We start from the raw sequence: 14,329 nt of genomic DNA, 5'->3' as shown, positions 1-14,329 counted from the left end.
GGCAGGGTTGGTCACAGGCCGCCGCGGAGCGACGGCCCCACCGACCCTCCCGCCGGAAGGAACCCACCATGAAGGCCCTGCTCTGGCTCGTCCTCGCGGCCGCCGTCCTCGTCAACGTCTCGACCAGCTTCGCCTTCGACGGCGTGCAGCAGGTCCTGATCAGCGTGGGCACGGGCGTCGTGGCGCTGGGAACGGGCGTGACCCTGTTCCTGACGCGCCGCCGCGACGCCTGACCAGCGTCGCGACGCATGAACCCCGAGGCTCGCCTCGTCGCCTCAGAGCGCCCGCAACCCCGCTGCCGTAGCCGCCGCGAGCCTGCCCAGGTACCCCTTGGGCAGCTCGGCCCGCACCACCACGGAGCGCCAGTAGAGCGGCCCCGAGACCAGGTCGAGGGCGAGGTCCTCGTCGGCCCCCTCCCGCATCTCGCCGCGCGCGACGGCGGCCCGCACGATGCCGCTGGCCACCCCGTGCTGCCCCTCGCGCAGCGCCTTCTGCAGGGCTTCGGCGATCTCGGGGTTGCGCGCCGCCTCGGCCTGCAGGTCGGGGATCACCTGCGAGGCCACGGGGTGCCGCAGCGCCCGTGAGGTCACCTCGTACAGCAGCCGCAGGTCGCCCTCCAGGGACCCGGTGTCGGGCGCCGGCAGCCCCTGCACCGCTATCGCCGACACCAGGTCGAGCACGAGCTGCAGCTTGGAGCGCCAGCGGCGGTAGACCGCGGTCTTGCCGACGCCCGCGCGGCGGGCGATGCCCTCGATGGACATGCGGGCGTAGCCGACGGAGGCGAGCTCTTCGAAGACGGCGGCCCGGATGGCCTCGGTCACGTCCTCGCGGAGCACGGCGGCTCCGGCGGGGGCCCTGCGGCGCGGCTGTCCGCCCGAGGACCGGCTCGCCTGTTCACCCTGTGGCCTGCTCGTCGTCATGCGGACAGCATAGAACGTCACGACGATACGGTTGCGTTCCGACGTAACGACGTCCTACTCTCGGCGTTGCGACGATACGGGTCCGTCCCGACGTACCCGACGCGCGCCCCCGCTTCCCCGAGCGAAAGCAACGGACGTGAGCCAGGTCCTCGACGACGCACCGCCCCACCAGGCATCCCCCGCCGCCCCGGCCGTTCCCCCGGCCGAACTCGCCGCCCGGTACGGCCTGTCCGTAAGCGGCGCCCGCCCCTCCCTGCCCGCCTACGTCCGGCAGCTGTGGCAGCGCCGCCACTTCATCACCGCCTTCGCGACCGCCAAGCTGACGGCGCAGTACAGCCAGGCGAAGCTCGGCCAGGTCTGGCAGGTGATGACGCCACTCCTGAACGCGGCGGTCTACTACTTCATCTTCGGCGTCCTGATGAACACCAAGCGGGACGTCGAGGATTACGTCCCCTTCCTGGTCACCGGCGTCTTCGTCTTCACCTTCACGCAGCAGTCCGTGATGGCGGGCACCCGCGCCATCTCCGGCAGCCTCGGCCTGGTCCGAGCCCTGCACTTCCCGCGGGCCTCGCTGCCGATCTCGTACTGCCTGCAGCAGCTGCAGCAGCTGCTCTTCTCGATGGCCGCGCTGGTCGTGATCCTGCTCTGCTTCGGCGTCCCGCCGACGGCGTCCTGGCTGCTCACCGTCCCGGTCCTGGTCCTGCAGTTCACGTTCAACACCGGCCTCGCGCTCGTCATGGCGCGGCTCGGCAGCAAGACCCCGGACATCGCGCAGCTGATGCCGTTCGTGCTGCGCACCTGGATGTACGTGTCCGGGGTGATGTGGAGCATCGACGCCGTCCTCAGGGACCAGAACCTGCCGCACGCCGTGCAGGTCCTCCTGGAGTGCAATCCGGCCGCCGTCTACATCGACCTGATGCGGTTCGCGCTGATCGACAGCTTCCAGCGCGACCAGCTCCCGCACCACGTCTGGGCCTGGGCCCTGGGCTGGGCGCTGCTCGCCGGGATCGGCGGGTTCATCTACTTCTGGAAGGCAGAGGAGACGTACGGCCGTGGCTGAGACGACGAGGAACGACAACACCCCCACCGTCATCGTCGACCAGGTCGACATCGTCTACCGCGTGCACGGCACCGGCGCGGGCCGGGGCACCGCCACCGCCGCCCTCAACCGGATCCTCGGAGGCCGCAAGAAGGCCGAGGCACGGTCGGGCGTACGCACGGTGCACGCCGTCAAGAAGGTGTCGTTCACCGCGTACAAGGGCGAGGCCATCGGCCTGATCGGCACGAACGGCTCCGGGAAGTCGACGCTGCTCAAGGCCGTCGCCGGGCTCCTGCCGGTCGAGAGCGGCCGCATCTTCACCGACGGCCAGCCGTCCCTGCTCGGCGTGAACGCGGCGATGATGAACGACCTGACGGGCGAGCGCAACGTACGCCTCGGCGGTCTGGCGATGGGCATGAGCCGCGAGCAGGTCCAGGAGCGCTACGACGACATCGTCGAGTTCTCCGGCATCAACGAGAAGGGCGACTTCATCACGCTCCCGATGCGGACCTACTCCTCCGGCATGGCCGCCCGCCTGCGCTTCTCCATCGCCGCCGCCAAGGACCACGACGTGCTGCTCATCGACGAGGCCCTGGCCACCGGCGACCGCAAGTTCCAGAAGCGCTCCGAGGCCCGCATCCGGGAGCTGCGCAAGCGCGCGGGCACGGTCTTCCTGGTCAGCCACAACAACAAGTCGATCCGCGACACCTGCGACCGCGTGCTGTGGCTGGAGCGCGGAGAGCTGCGCATGGACGGCGCCACCGAGGACGTACTGAAGGAGTACGAGCGGTTCACCGGAGGCAAGGGCTGACACCGGCCCCCACCTGCCAGGCCGTATCCCTTTTGTCGCATCAATACGCAGATCCTTACACTATGGGAGCGTTTAGCAACAGAAGGAGTGCGCGTGCAGCCACGGCTGAGTGTTGTCGTCCCCGTCTACAACGTCGAGCTCTACCTCGACGAGTGCCTGGAGTCCCTGGCCGCACAGACGTACCAGGACTTCGAAGTGATCATGGTCGACGACGGGTCGACGGACGGCAGCGCTGCCATCGCCGAGGCCTTCGCGGCGGCCGACCCGCGCTTTCGCCTGATATCCCAGGAGAACAAGGGCCTGGGCGCGGCGCGCAACACCGGCGTCCGCGAGATGTCCCCCGACAGCGAGTACCTCGCGTTCGTGGACAGCGACGACACCCTGCCGACCACGGCGTACGCGCTGATGATCGAGACGCTCGACAAGACCGGCTCGGACTTCGTGGCGGGCAACGTGACCCGCTTCCGCTCCGCCGGACACGTCCAGTCGCCCGTGCACCGCGTGCCCTTCGCGGCGACCCGGCTGCGTACGCACGTCTCGAAGTTCCGCCCGCTGCTGACCGACCGCACCGCGTGGAACAAGGTCTACCGCCGCTCCTTCTGGGAGAAGCACCAGCTCGCCTACCCCGAGGCGATGCTCTACGAGGACGCCCCCGTCAGCGTCCCCGCGCACTACCTCGCCGAGTCCGTGGACGTCCTGAGCGAGCCGATCTACAACTGGCGCGAGCGTGAGATCGGCGAGCGCTCGATCACGCAGAACCGCACCAACCCGCAGGGCCTGATCGACCGCGTGAAGTCGATCCGCATGGTCCGCGAGTTCATGCTCGACCACATCGACGACGACCCGATGTACGCCGAGCACCTGAAGGTCTACGACAACAACGCCCTCGCCGAGGAGATCCCCCTCTTCTGGCGGGTCCTGCCGGGCTCGGACGCCGCGTACCAGGAGGCCTTCCTGGAGCACGTGGGCCGCCTGGTCCGCGAGATCGGCCAGGACGCGGTCCGCGCGCTGCACGTGCCCCACAAGCTGAAGCTGTACCTGACCGTGCACCGGCGCCTCGACGAGCTGATCGCGCAGCTGGAGTTCGAGAAGGAGCACCCCGGCTCGATCCCCGTGACCGGGACGCTGCACCCGAAGGCGGACTACCCCTTCCTCGACCCGACCGCCCCCGTCCCCGACGCGGTCCTGCGCCTGGACCCGGAGCTGCGGCTGCGCAGCCGCCTGGACGAGGCCTCCTGGCACGACGACAAGCTGTGGCTGTCCGGCTGGGCCTTCGCGCGCCAGATCGGTGCCGAGTCGCGGAGCAAGGCGCTGAAGTCGCTGATCCTCAAGGAGAAGGGCAGCCGCCGCACGGTCCTCGTGCCCGCCCGCAGCCACCTGGACCCGGAGGCGACGGTGGCCTCCGGCGCCGAGTTCAGGCACGCCGACTGGGCCGGCTTCGGCGCCCTGGTGAACCCCTCGCGCCTGCGCCACCGCGGCAAGTGGGTCGACGGCCTGTGGTACGTGCGGGTCGCCGTGGCCGGCACCGGCTCGACGCCGCGCCGCGGCCCGCTGTACGGCGCGGGCACGGGCTCGGGACAGACGCCGCCCGCGCACTGGGTCACCCAGGACGTCCGCGTGGCCCCGCAGATCCAGGACGGCGAGCTGGCCATCCGTGTGGAGACCGCGCACGCCCGTGCCCTGGAGGTCCGCGCCGACGGCTCCCACCTCGTCGTCCGCGGCGTCCTGCGCACGGCGCCCGACGGCGAGCCCCGCCTGCGCATGCGCCACCGCGAGTCCGGCACGATCCTGACGGTCCCGCTGGAGCTCGGCGCCCCCGAGGACGGCCGCGTCCCGTTCACGGCACGGATCGGCACGGCCGACCTGACCGAGGTCCGCGAGGACCACGAGCGGCTGCGCCCGACGCAGGCCGAGCGGTCCATCGCCCGCTGGGACATGTCCGTCGAGGTCGTCGACTCCAGCGGCGCCGAGCCCAGGTCGACCCGTCTCGCCCTGATCCTGGACGACCGCGAGGGCTTCTCCGGCGCCCAGTTCGCGCAGCAGGACGCCGGCCGCACGGTCTACGCCCGGCGCAGCCCCGGCGGCTACCTCCAGCTGTGCGACCAGCCCGTGCAGCCGCTGGTCGACCACGTCTCCGTGCACCCCGACGGCACCGTCACGCTCACCGGCAGCTACCCGGCCGGCGGCACCCACGAGCTGGAGCTCGTGCTGCGCCAGACCTGGTCGGGCCACGAGTACACCTTCCCCGCGAAGGCGCACGACGGCCGCTTCGAGGCGAGCTTCGTGCCCGCCCCCACCCACCGCTACGCGGGCGAGACCCCGCTGCGCGCCGGATTCTGGTGGCCCTCCGTCCAGAAGCCCGACGGCTCCCGCACCGCCGTCCAGCTCGCCCCGCCCGTCCACGGGAACCTCCCGCTGGAGGTCGTGGCGCATGGCAAGCGCGTCGAGCTGCAGGCCCGCCAGTACGACCAGCTGGCCCTGATGGCCCACTCCGAGCTGCGCCCCGACGAGCGCAGCCGCTACCGCCAGACCCGCCTGCGCACCGAGGCCTACCCGGCCGCCCGGCACGAGCCGCTGCGCGAGGCCGTCCTGTACGACGTCTTCGGCGGCCGCATGTACGGCGACTCCCCGCGCGCCGTCCATGAGGAGATGGTCCGCCGCGGCCTGCCTCTTGAGCACCTGTGGGTCGTCAAGGACGGCCAGTGCGAGGTCCCGGCCACCGCGAAGGCGGTGCGCGTGCACAGCCCCGAGTACTACGAGGCGATGGCCCGCTCCCGCTACATCGTCGGCAACACGCACTTCCCGCGCTGGCTGGAGCGGCGCGAGGGCCAGCAGATCGTCCAGACCTGGCACGGCACCCCGCTGAAGCGGATCGGCTTCGACTTCGACAACGACCACTTCGCGAGCACGCAGTACCTCCAGGACCTGGACCGCGAGCGCCACCAGTGGACGATGCTGCTCTCGCCGAACAAGTTCAGTACGCCGATCATGCGCAGCGCCTTCCGGTTCGGCGGCGACGTGGACGGCGAGCTCCTGGAGGCGGGCTACCCGCGCAACGACGTGCTGCTCGCCCCCGACCGCGCCAAGCGCGCGGAGAAGGTGCGCCGCGCGCTCGGTCTGCCCGAGGGCAAGAAGGTCGTGCTCTACGCCCCGACCTGGCGCGAGGACAAGCAGCGCCACCGCGGCGGCTTCCTGCTCGACCTGCGCCTTGACCTGGCGAAGGCGCGCGAGGAGCTGGGCGACGACCACGTCCTGCTCGTGCGGCCGCACGCCCACATCGTGGAGCCCGTGCCGGGCGCGGGCGACGGCTTCGTGTGGGACGTCGCGAGCTACCCGGACATCATGGACCTGCTCCTGATCGCCGACGTCATGATCACCGACTACTCCTCGGTGATGTTCGACTTCGCCGTCACGGGCCGTCCGATGCTGTTCTTCACGTACGACCTGGAGCACTACCGCGACCGCCTGCGCGGCTTCTACTTCGACTTCGAGAAGCGCGCGCCGGGGCCGCTCCTTCCCACGTCCGACGAGCTGATCGCCGCGCTGAAGGACCTCGACGCGACGAGCGCGCCGTACAAGAAGGCGTACGACGAGTTCCGCGCCGAGTTCTGCGACCTGGACGACGGGCAGGCCGCGCGCCGCGTGGTCGACCGGATGCTCGCCCACCGAGGAACGGCCACCGCATGAGCACACAGGAGGGGGGCACCGCCATGCCCGAGCTGAGCGTCGTCGTGTACGGCCGCAACGTCCAGGGCCACCTCGGCGCCTGCCTGGACGAGCTCACCGCGCAGTCCTCGCCCGGCGTCGAGGTGATCGTCGCGGCGGTGGGCGCCTCCGCGCAGGCCGCCGCCGCGGACAAGGCCGGCGTCACCGTCGTCCCGCTGCCCGAGGGCACGGGCGACGGCGCGGCACGGGCCGCGGGCGCCGAGCGCGCGGGCGGCCGGTGGCTGCACTTCGTGCACAGCAAGGACGGCGTGCCCACGGGGGCTCCGCGCGCCGTCGCGGACCGCGTCGCCGAACTGCCGGACGGGGTGGACGTCCTCGTCGTGGACCACGTCCGCTCGACGTGGCGGCACCAGGGCATGCCGAGCCCGGACGGGAAGCACCTGGCCAAGCAGGGCCGCCGCGACCTGCCGCCCGCGGACTGCCCCGGCCTGATGAAGGTCACGCCGCTGCTCGGCACCCGCGTGCTGCGCGCCGACTTCTGGCGCGCGCGCCGCGCCGAACTGGCCGTGGACGACGAGACGTTCGCCGCGTACGCCGCGCTGCTCGTCGCCGAGCGGATCGCGACGCTCGACCAAGTGGCCCTGAACGTACGGGAGTTGCGCGCGGAGAGCCTGCCCAAGGGCGCGCCCGAGGAGCGGTACGGCGTCATCGAGCGCTACGAGTCGCTGCTGCGCCTCGCCACCGGCCTCGGTCTGCCGACGGCGCCCCGCGCCGCGCTCTACGACGTGATGGTCGGCGACTGCCTGCGCGTCGTCGCCCGCGAGAAGCTGCCCGACGCGGTGCGCAAGGAGTTCTTCCACCGCGCGTCCAAGGCCGCCGTCGCCTGGAAGCCCGGGGGGCACCAGCACCCCGGTGGCCTGGAGGGCATGCGGCGCCGCATCCTCGAAGAGGACGCGTACACCAAATACCGCACGTTCCAGACGGCGAACCAGCAGCGGCGCAAGCTCAGGTCGGCCGTCGTCTCGCGCAAGCACAAGGTGGGCGTGAAGGTCCGCGACCTGCGCTACCGCAGGGCCCTGGAGCGGCCCGTCGACCCGAACCTCGCGGTCTTCACGGCCTACTGGGACCGGGGCGTGGCCTGCAACCCTGCGGCCATCGCGGCGAAGCTCGGCGAACTCGCCCCGCACATCCACCCGGTGTGGGTCGTCGCGGCGGCGAACGTGCCGCTGCTGCCGCCCGGCACCGACCACGTGGTGCCCGGCACACGCCGCTACTGGGAGGTCATGGCGCGCGCCAAGTACCTGGTGAACAACGCCAACTTCCCGAACGCGATCGTCAAGCGCCCGGACGCGGTCCACCTCCAGACGCACCACGGCACGCCGCTCAAGCGCATGGGCCTGGACCAGCTGGACTACCCGGCCGCCGCCAAGGGCCTGAACTTCCACAGCCTGCTCGCGCGCGTGGACCGTTGGGACTACAGCGTCTCGGCGAACGGCCACTCCACGGAGATGTGGGAGCGGGCCTACCCCTCGCACTACGAGTCCCTCGACTACGGCTATCCGCGCAACGACGTCTTCTACGGCGCGACGGCGGCCGACATCCGGGCGATCCGCGAGCGGCTCGGCATCGCGCCGGGCAAGCGGGCGATCCTGTACGCGCCCACCCACCGCGACTACGAGGCGGCCTGGACCCCGCGCCTGGACCTCGCGACGCTCGCCGAGCGCCTCGGCGAGGACACGGTACTGCTCGTGCGCGGCCACTACTTCTACGGCGGTGCGGCCTCGCCGCTGGCCGGCCTGCGCAAGAGCGGCCGCGTCATCGACGTCTCGTCGTACGACCCCGTGGAGGATCTGTCGCTCGCGGCGGACGCGATGATCACGGACTACTCGTCGATCATGTTCGACTACGCCAACCTCGACCGGCCGATCGTCATCTACGCCGACGACTGGGAGACGTACGCGAAGACGCGCGGCGTCTACTTCGACCTGATGGAGCACGCGCCGGGCCATGTGGCGCGTACACAGGAGGAGTTGACGGAGATCTTCACCTCGGGCGCGTGGCGCGACGAGGAGTCGGCCAAGGCGCGCAAGGTGTTCCGCCACCGCTTCTGCGAGTACGACGACGGGCGCGCCGCCGAGCGGGTCGTGCGCCGTGTCTTCCTCGGCGAGAGCGAGGAGTCACTGCCGCCCGTGACCCCGGTCGACGAGCGCACGCCGGCCCCGACGCCCGAGGAGGCGACCCGATGACTCAGACGGCGACCACGCCCGACGTCACCGTCACGGTGATCGTCTACAACGACGCGGAGCGCCTTCCGCGCGCGGTGGCGTCGCTGCGTCGGCAGACGCACGCGAACATCGAGATCATCATCAGCGACGACCACTCGACGGACAACACGCCTGAGGTCGCGCGGCGTTTGGCGGCGGAGGACGAGCGCGTCTCGTACCTGCGCCTGCCGGAGAACAGCGGTGGCTGCAGCGCGCCGCGCAACCGTGCGCTCGACATCGCGCGGGCCCCGTTCCTGATGTTCCTGGACAGCGACGACGAACTCCCGGAGCGGGCGGTGGAGTTGCTGCTCGCGGCGCACCGCGACCGGGAGGTGGACTTCGCGATGGGCGCGGTGGAACGCGTCCGGGTCGACACGGGCCGCACCTCGACGTGGATGCCGCACCTGGTGGCGGAGCGCCGCACGGTGGAGGGCATCGCCTCGGAACCGGCCCTGTTCTTCGAGCACCTCTCGACGAGCAAGATGTACCGCCGCGAGTTCCTGGACAGGAACGACCTCCGCTTCCCGGAGGGCATCCACTACGAGGACCAGCTGTTCTCGGCGCAGGCGTACTGCCTGGCGAAGTCGTTCACGGTGATCCCGGATCCGGTCTACCGCTGGTACATCGCCCCCTACGAGGCGGCCGAATCGGCGTCGATCTCCAACCAGCGCCACAAGCTGACGAACGTCCGCGACCGCATCCACGTCCAGGGCCTGATCGACGAGTTCCTGGAGTCGAGCGGCCACGCGGACGTCCGGGAGGCCAAGGACTACAAGTTCCTCAAGCACGACTTCCGCATGTACGCGGGCGACCTCCCCTTCCGTGACGAGGAGTGGCTGTCGGGCTTCGCGGACATCGTGAACCCGTACCTGGCGAAGCTGGCCCCCGGCGCGTACGCCCGCCTGCCCCGCGCCGAGCGCGTGGTCCTCCAACTGGTCCGCGACAACCGCCTGGCCGAGGCGCAGCTGGCGGCGCGGGGGCTCGGCCACGGGGTGGCGCCGCGCGAGACGTCGGTGGACTCCTCCGGCCACGTGTACTGGGGCGCACAGGTCCCGGAAACGGTCTCGTCCCGCACGGAACTCGACCTGACGGACCAGGGGTTGGACTCCCGCCCCTTCCCGAGCGCGCAGTTCCGCCACGAGATCACACGGGTGGAGCGGGGCCCGGGGGCGTCGGTGGACCTCACGATCCGCACGTACGACCCGGGCCTGCGCCTGCCGGTGGGCCCCCAGGTGGCGACGCTCCTGCTCGCCCCGGGCCGACGCCGGATGAAGGTCCCGTTCCGCCTGGACCCGGTGCGCCCCGGTGTCTTCGAGGGCAGCGCCCGCCTGGACCTGACGGCGGCCCCGCTCCCCCTGAACGGCTTCGAGGGCGCCCGCCACCCGGTCCTGCAACTCACCCAGGGCACCCTCCGCAACACGTCCCTGCTCCTGGCCCCCCTGTCCTTCCCCGCCCTGACGGCGAGGGTGGACTACCGGGGCGGCGCACTCCCGCACGAGGTCACGGTGGAACCGGAGGGCCGGGCCTCGGGCCGCCTCCAACTCCGCTGGACCCCGGTGGGCATGACGTCGAAGGTCATACGCCCCCTGGCCCGCAAGGCAGGAGCAAAGGCGGGCCCGAAGCTCCGCAAGGCGGCCCGCCTGGCATCAAGCCTGACCCGCTGAACCGACGGGGCGGCCACCTCCCAGGGTGGCCGCCCTGAGCTCCCCGAGCACCCCGCGGACCCACCCACCACCCCCGCCCACCCGGCCCAGCCGCCACACGCCCGGCACCGCCCGCCACGGGCAAGATCCGCGGCGGAGCCGTGACGCTCCTCGCCGCGCTCGGTCACATCGGCGTACGCGTCCGTGAGGACGTCACCGCCCGCATGCCCGACACCGATGAGCGGGAAGCCTTGCGCCTGGGGCACGACGAGCCGGTTCTCCGGCTGAACAGGGTGACGCTGGACGGTGAGGACAAGCCGATCCAGGTCGACATGATGGTCATGCCCGCACACCGGCAGCAGCTGCGCTACGAGATCAGGATCTGATGGCTGTGCCCCAGACCGACGACGGCACGACAGACCGGCGCTCCCTCCACGAGCGGATCGCCGCCGACATCCGTGACGAGATCATGAGCGGCGACCTCGCCCCGGGCGCGAAGCTGCCTTCCACGAACCAGCTGAAGGAGCGGTTCGAGGCCTCCAACGCCACCATCCAGAAGGCACTCCAACTACTCAAGGACGAGCGGCTCGTCGTAGGGCGGGCCGGGGCGGCGGTCACCGTGCGCGAACACCGCCAGCGGACCATGCGCCCTGCCTCGTACATGGCTCCGGCCCTGCCAGGAGAGCCCTACCGCTGGCTCACCGAGGCCACGAAGCACGGCACGCGGGCGCACAGCACGCTGCTGGAAGTGACCGAGGCGCGGCCACCCGCCGACGTCGCTGCCGCCCTGAACCTCACCGCGAGCAAGACCGCCCTGCTCCGGCGCCAGCTCCTCTCCATCGACGGCGAGCCGGTGGAACTGGTCATGTCCTACTACCCCTTGGGGATCGCTCGAGGCACCGCCATCACAAGCAAACGGAAGATCAAGGGCGGCACCCCGGCCCTCCTCGCCGAGCGAGGCTTCCCGCCCCGGCTGAGCGTGGACCGCGTGTCGGCGAGAGTCCCCACCCAAGAGCAGTTCCAGGCCTTGAACCTCCCCAGCGACCTGCCCGTGCTCCGCACTCTCCGCGTCGTCTACAGCGACGGCGACCGGCCGATCGAAGCCACTGTCATGGTCAAAGCAGGCCATCTCTACGAGCTGCAGTACGAGTTCACACCGGAGTAAGGGCGGGCCCGGGGCCGGTCAAGGCCCCGCTCAGCCCACCACCTCGTACAGCACCTGCCCCTTCGGACCCGTCTCCACCTTCCGCAACGCCGGGTCGCCCGCACGCAGGCCACCGTCCCTCGGATACCCCACGATCCACCGCACCCCGTACCGACGCAGAATGTCCAGCCGTTCCGTACGGGACGTTCCCATGGCGAAGTAGGCGCGAGTCGCCTCCAACCGCTCTTCCTGATCCGGCAGGAAGAAGTCCGGGTATCCGGGGGCGACCGTGTAGGGGCCGTAGGCGGGGATCTGGCGGGCCGGGAAGGTCTTCGCCATAACTACGTCGCCGTACTTCACCCGCGGCGCCAGCCAGTCGTAACCCGGCCACGGCGCCTTGTACTTCGCGGCGACCGGCGACGGCAGGGCGTCGCGCGGAATCACGTAGCCGAGTGTGCCCGCCTGGGTCCATGCGCCGAGAAGCAAGGCCGCCCCGAGCAGCCCGGCGAATGCACGGCGCAGCACGCGCGAGGTACCCGCCTCGAAGAGCTCCAGCGCCGCCGCAAGCTGCGCCGGGATCAGCGCCGCAGGCAGCACCCTCCCCCACGAGTAGTGACCGGTCAGGCCGCCCGCCGCGAACATCGCCGCGCCGAGCAGGAAGAAGAGGACCAGGGGGTCACGGCGGTCCCTGCGCCAGCGGAGCGCCAGCGCCAGGACCCCGACCAGCGCGAAGCCGAAGTGCGGCAGCAGATGCCGGTACAGCGAGCGGTGGATCTCCTCCAGGTCGCCCACCCCGAAGAGGCCGAAGAAGGAGTAATACGGCCACGAGACGAGGACGGCGAGGCCAAGGGCCAGGGCTCCGCCCAACCGCAGGAGCACCGCCCGCGACGGCCATGGCCGTGCGCCCGCCACCATCGCCAGCGCCCCGAACGACGCCACCACGCCCGTGAACTGATGGCTCAGGAGGATGACCGACCAGAGCGCCCCGAGGCCGAGGAAGACCGGCCACCCCGCGCCGCCCCCACCGTCCTCGCTCCGCCTCCGCACCGCCTTCCTCACCAGCGCCCAGAAGTGGAAGGACAGGCCGAGCGCGAAGGTACTGGGGTAGGAGATCGTCAGGGCAAGGGAGTTGAGGCCGAGGAAGCCGCTCCAGTTGAAGAGCTGCGGGCCCCAGAGGAGGAGCAGGCAGAGCAGGGCCGGCGGCGGCGCGGCCCGGCGCGCGCCGGGCGTACGGACGAAGGTACGCACGAAGTGCCATACGCCCGTGGCCAACAGCGAGAGTCCCACCAGCGCGGCCACCCTCAGCACCACGAACGTCCCGAGCCCCGTCACCTTCGCCAGGGCGCCGAGCAGCACCATCCAGGGCGAGTAGTACGGGCTGGGCGTGTCGGCGTCGACCAGAGGGTTGCCCGGGTCGACGAGGTCGTGCCGCAGGCGTTCGATCGTCGCCGCGTGGATGCCGAGGTCGCCCGCCCACGGCAGGCGGACGATCACGAGGAGGAGCAGGACGAGGGCGAGCAGGGCCCCGGCCCGGGCGAGGGGCCGTATGACCGCGTTACTTGCGACGCGCATCGTGCTGGAAGACCCACGTCCGGTACACCAGGAAGCGGAACGCCGAGGCCAGGACGATCGACAGGGCCTTGGCGATGTTCGAGCCGAGCGGCCCGCTCATGCCCGCGCCGTGGTACGCCGCGTAGAACAGGATGCTCTCCATCGCCACGCCGATACCGCTGAAGACGAAGAAGAGGGCGATCTGCCGCTTGGTGCGCGAGGCGCGGTCCCGGTAGGCGAAGAAGCGGAAGCCCAGGTAATTCGTCCCCATGGCGACACAGCTCGCGACGACCGTCGCCGTCATCGGGCCCGAACTCATGCCGTGCAGAAGGAGGTTGAAGACGACGAGGTTCACGGCCACGCCGCTGCCGCCGACCAGGCCGAACTTCACGAGCTCAAGGAACAGCCTGCGCAGCCGCGCGAGGCCGAACCGGGGCGCGGGCACGGCGGGCGCGGGCGGCACGACCGCCGGCGCCTCGTGCAGGGTGGGCGTACTCATCCCCGCTCCCCCGCACCACGCGCACGCCCCCGCGCCCTCGCGTCGAGCCGCAGCTTCCACGGCATGACGACGGACTCCAGCTGCACCATCAGGTTCATCTTCGACTCGCCGACCGTGCGGTCCTCGAAGTGGATCGGCACCTCCATGACGCCGAAGCCCCGGCGCAGCGCGCGGTACTTCATCTCGACCTGGAAGCTGTATCCCGCGCTGTCCACGGAGGCGAGGTCGATGGCGCGCAGGGCGTCGGCGCGCCACAGGTTGAAGCCGCCGGTGATGTCGCGGACACGGGTGCCGAGGATGCTCCCCGCGTACGCGTTGGCCCAGCGCGAGAGCAGCTTGCGGTGCGCGCCCCACGCGTCGGAGAGGGTGCCGCCCTGGACGTACCGGCTGCCGATGACGACGCCCGCGTCCGTGGCGAGGGCGACGCCTAGCAGCTCGGCGACCTTCTCGACGGGGTGGCTGCCGTCGGCGTCCATCTGCAGGACGTAGTGCGCGCCCTCGGCGACGGCGTGCGCCATGCCCGCCGCGTAGGCCCGGCCGAGGCCGTCCTTCTCGGTGCGGTGCAGGACGCTCATGCGGGCGCTGCCGTACCGCTCGGCGAAGCGCTCGGCGATCTGCCCCGTGCCGTCCGGGCTCGAGTCGTCGACGACGAGGAGCCGCAGTCCTGGCAGCGGCAGCGCCATCAGGGCCTCGGCCATGCCGGGCAGGTTCCCCGCTTCGTTGTACGTCGGCATGACGACGGTCAGCGGGGTCGCGGCCCACGCCTCGGGCAGCCGGGCGGCAAGCTCTTCG

The 14,329-nt window shown here is 71.3% G+C and carries 11 protein-coding genes and 1 pseudogene; 8 read left to right on the top strand and 4 right to left on the bottom strand.

All coding sequences use genetic code 11. From position 1 onward, the window contains the following. Positions 1-68: 68 nt before the first annotated feature. Positions 69-233 (top strand): hypothetical protein, encoded by a 165-nt coding sequence (locus tag ACZ4D5_RS00180; RefSeq protein ID WP_467770055.1) that lies wholly within the window; start codon positions 69-71, stop codon positions 231-233. Between the two features lie 42 nt (positions 234-275). On the opposite strand, the gene ACZ4D5_RS00175 is transcribed toward ACZ4D5_RS00180, so the two are convergent. Further along, entirely contained in the window at positions 276-920 is a 645-nt protein-coding gene (locus tag ACZ4D5_RS00175; protein ID WP_467770054.1) for a TetR/AcrR family transcriptional regulator, read from the bottom strand. Positions 921-1,056: 136 nt separating this feature from the next. Between ACZ4D5_RS00175 and ACZ4D5_RS00170 the strand changes: the two genes are divergently transcribed. The 7 genes and pseudogenes from ACZ4D5_RS00170 to ACZ4D5_RS00140 all read left to right on the top strand — a co-directional run bounded on the left by ACZ4D5_RS00170 (position 1,057) and on the right by ACZ4D5_RS00140 (position 11,508). Next, complete coding sequence (locus tag ACZ4D5_RS00170; RefSeq protein ID WP_467770053.1) at positions 1,057-1,980, top strand: ABC transporter permease; 924 nt, start codon at positions 1,057-1,059, stop codon at positions 1,978-1,980. Next, entirely contained in the window at positions 1,973-2,770 is a 798-nt protein-coding gene (locus ACZ4D5_RS00165; protein WP_467770052.1) for an ABC transporter ATP-binding protein, read from the top strand. The genes ACZ4D5_RS00170 and ACZ4D5_RS00165 overlap by 8 nt, the downstream gene beginning before the upstream one ends. A gap of 93 nt (positions 2,771-2,863) precedes the next feature. Continuing rightward, positions 2,864-6,457 (top strand): bifunctional glycosyltransferase/CDP-glycerol:glycerophosphate glycerophosphotransferase, encoded by a 3,594-nt coding sequence (locus ACZ4D5_RS00160; protein WP_467770051.1) that lies wholly within the window; start codon positions 2,864-2,866, stop codon positions 6,455-6,457. 23 nt (positions 6,458-6,480) lie between these two features. Then, the gene (locus ACZ4D5_RS00155) at positions 6,481-8,682 is read left to right on the top strand and encodes a CDP-glycerol glycerophosphotransferase family protein (protein WP_467771452.1); all 2,202 of its coding nucleotides are present in this window, start codon (positions 6,481-6,483) and stop codon (positions 8,680-8,682) included. After that, the gene (locus ACZ4D5_RS00150; protein ID WP_467770050.1) at positions 8,679-10,364 is read left to right on the top strand and encodes a glycosyltransferase family 2 protein; all 1,686 of its coding nucleotides are present in this window, start codon (positions 8,679-8,681) and stop codon (positions 10,362-10,364) included. The genes ACZ4D5_RS00155 and ACZ4D5_RS00150 overlap by 4 nt, the downstream gene beginning before the upstream one ends. 119 nt (positions 10,365-10,483) lie before the next feature. After that, a pseudogene (locus ACZ4D5_RS00145) lies at positions 10,484-10,729 on the top strand (UTRA domain-containing protein); the annotation flags it as partial. Then, positions 10,729-11,508, top strand: coding sequence for a GntR family transcriptional regulator (locus ACZ4D5_RS00140; protein ID WP_467770049.1), 780 nt, complete (start codon positions 10,729-10,731; stop codon positions 11,506-11,508). The pseudogene ACZ4D5_RS00145 and the gene ACZ4D5_RS00140, both read left to right, overlap by 1 nt. Positions 11,509-11,538: 30 nt before the next feature. On the opposite strand, the gene ACZ4D5_RS00135 is transcribed toward ACZ4D5_RS00140, so the two are convergent. The 3 genes from ACZ4D5_RS00135 to ACZ4D5_RS00125 are packed head-to-tail and all read right to left on the bottom strand — an operon-like array spanning position 11,539 to position 14,271. Next, complete coding sequence (locus tag ACZ4D5_RS00135) at positions 11,539-13,059, bottom strand: hypothetical protein (RefSeq protein WP_467770048.1); 1,521 nt, start codon at positions 13,057-13,059, stop codon at positions 11,539-11,541. After that, positions 13,043-13,537, bottom strand: coding sequence for a GtrA family protein (locus ACZ4D5_RS00130; protein ID WP_467770047.1), 495 nt, complete (start codon positions 13,535-13,537; stop codon positions 13,043-13,045). The genes ACZ4D5_RS00135 and ACZ4D5_RS00130 overlap by 17 nt, the downstream gene beginning before the upstream one ends. Then, a complete protein-coding gene (locus tag ACZ4D5_RS00125; protein ID WP_467771451.1) occupies positions 13,534-14,271 on the bottom strand; it encodes a polyprenol monophosphomannose synthase in 738 nt (245 codons plus the stop codon). The genes ACZ4D5_RS00130 and ACZ4D5_RS00125 overlap by 4 nt, the downstream gene beginning before the upstream one ends. Positions 14,272-14,329: the final 58 nt, after the last annotated feature.

It is taken from the genome of Streptomyces sp. NPDC025651 (genome assembly GCF_055558735.1).
Note: the sequence above shows the minus strand (reverse complement) of the source record. Positions and strands in the feature narration are given on the sequence as shown.

What these genes read in the sequence shown, in the direction of transcription:
- ACZ4D5_RS00180 (WP_467770055.1), top strand. Translation starts at nt 69, where the DNA reads ATGAAGGCCCTGCTCTGGCTCGTCCTCGCGGCCGCCGTCCTCGTCAAC.
- ACZ4D5_RS00175 (WP_467770054.1), bottom strand. Translation starts at nt 920, where the DNA reads ATGACGACGAGCAGGCCACAGGGTGAACAGGCGAGCCGGTCCTCGGGC.
- ACZ4D5_RS00155 (WP_467771452.1), top strand. Translation starts at nt 6,481, where the DNA reads ATGCCCGAGCTGAGCGTCGTCGTGTACGGCCGCAACGTCCAGGGCCAC.
- ACZ4D5_RS00150 (WP_467770050.1), top strand. Translation starts at nt 8,679, where the DNA reads ATGACTCAGACGGCGACCACGCCCGACGTCACCGTCACGGTGATCGTC.
- ACZ4D5_RS00140 (WP_467770049.1), top strand. Translation starts at nt 10,729, where the DNA reads ATGGCTGTGCCCCAGACCGACGACGGCACGACAGACCGGCGCTCCCTC.
- ACZ4D5_RS00135 (WP_467770048.1), bottom strand. Translation starts at nt 13,059, where the DNA reads ATGCGCGTCGCAAGTAACGCGGTCATACGGCCCCTCGCCCGGGCCGGG.
- ACZ4D5_RS00130 (WP_467770047.1), bottom strand. Translation starts at nt 13,537, where the DNA reads ATGAGTACGCCCACCCTGCACGAGGCGCCGGCGGTCGTGCCGCCCGCG.
- ACZ4D5_RS00125 (WP_467771451.1), bottom strand. Translation starts at nt 14,271, where the DNA reads ATGCCGACGTACAACGAAGCGGGGAACCTGCCCGGCATGGCCGAGGCC.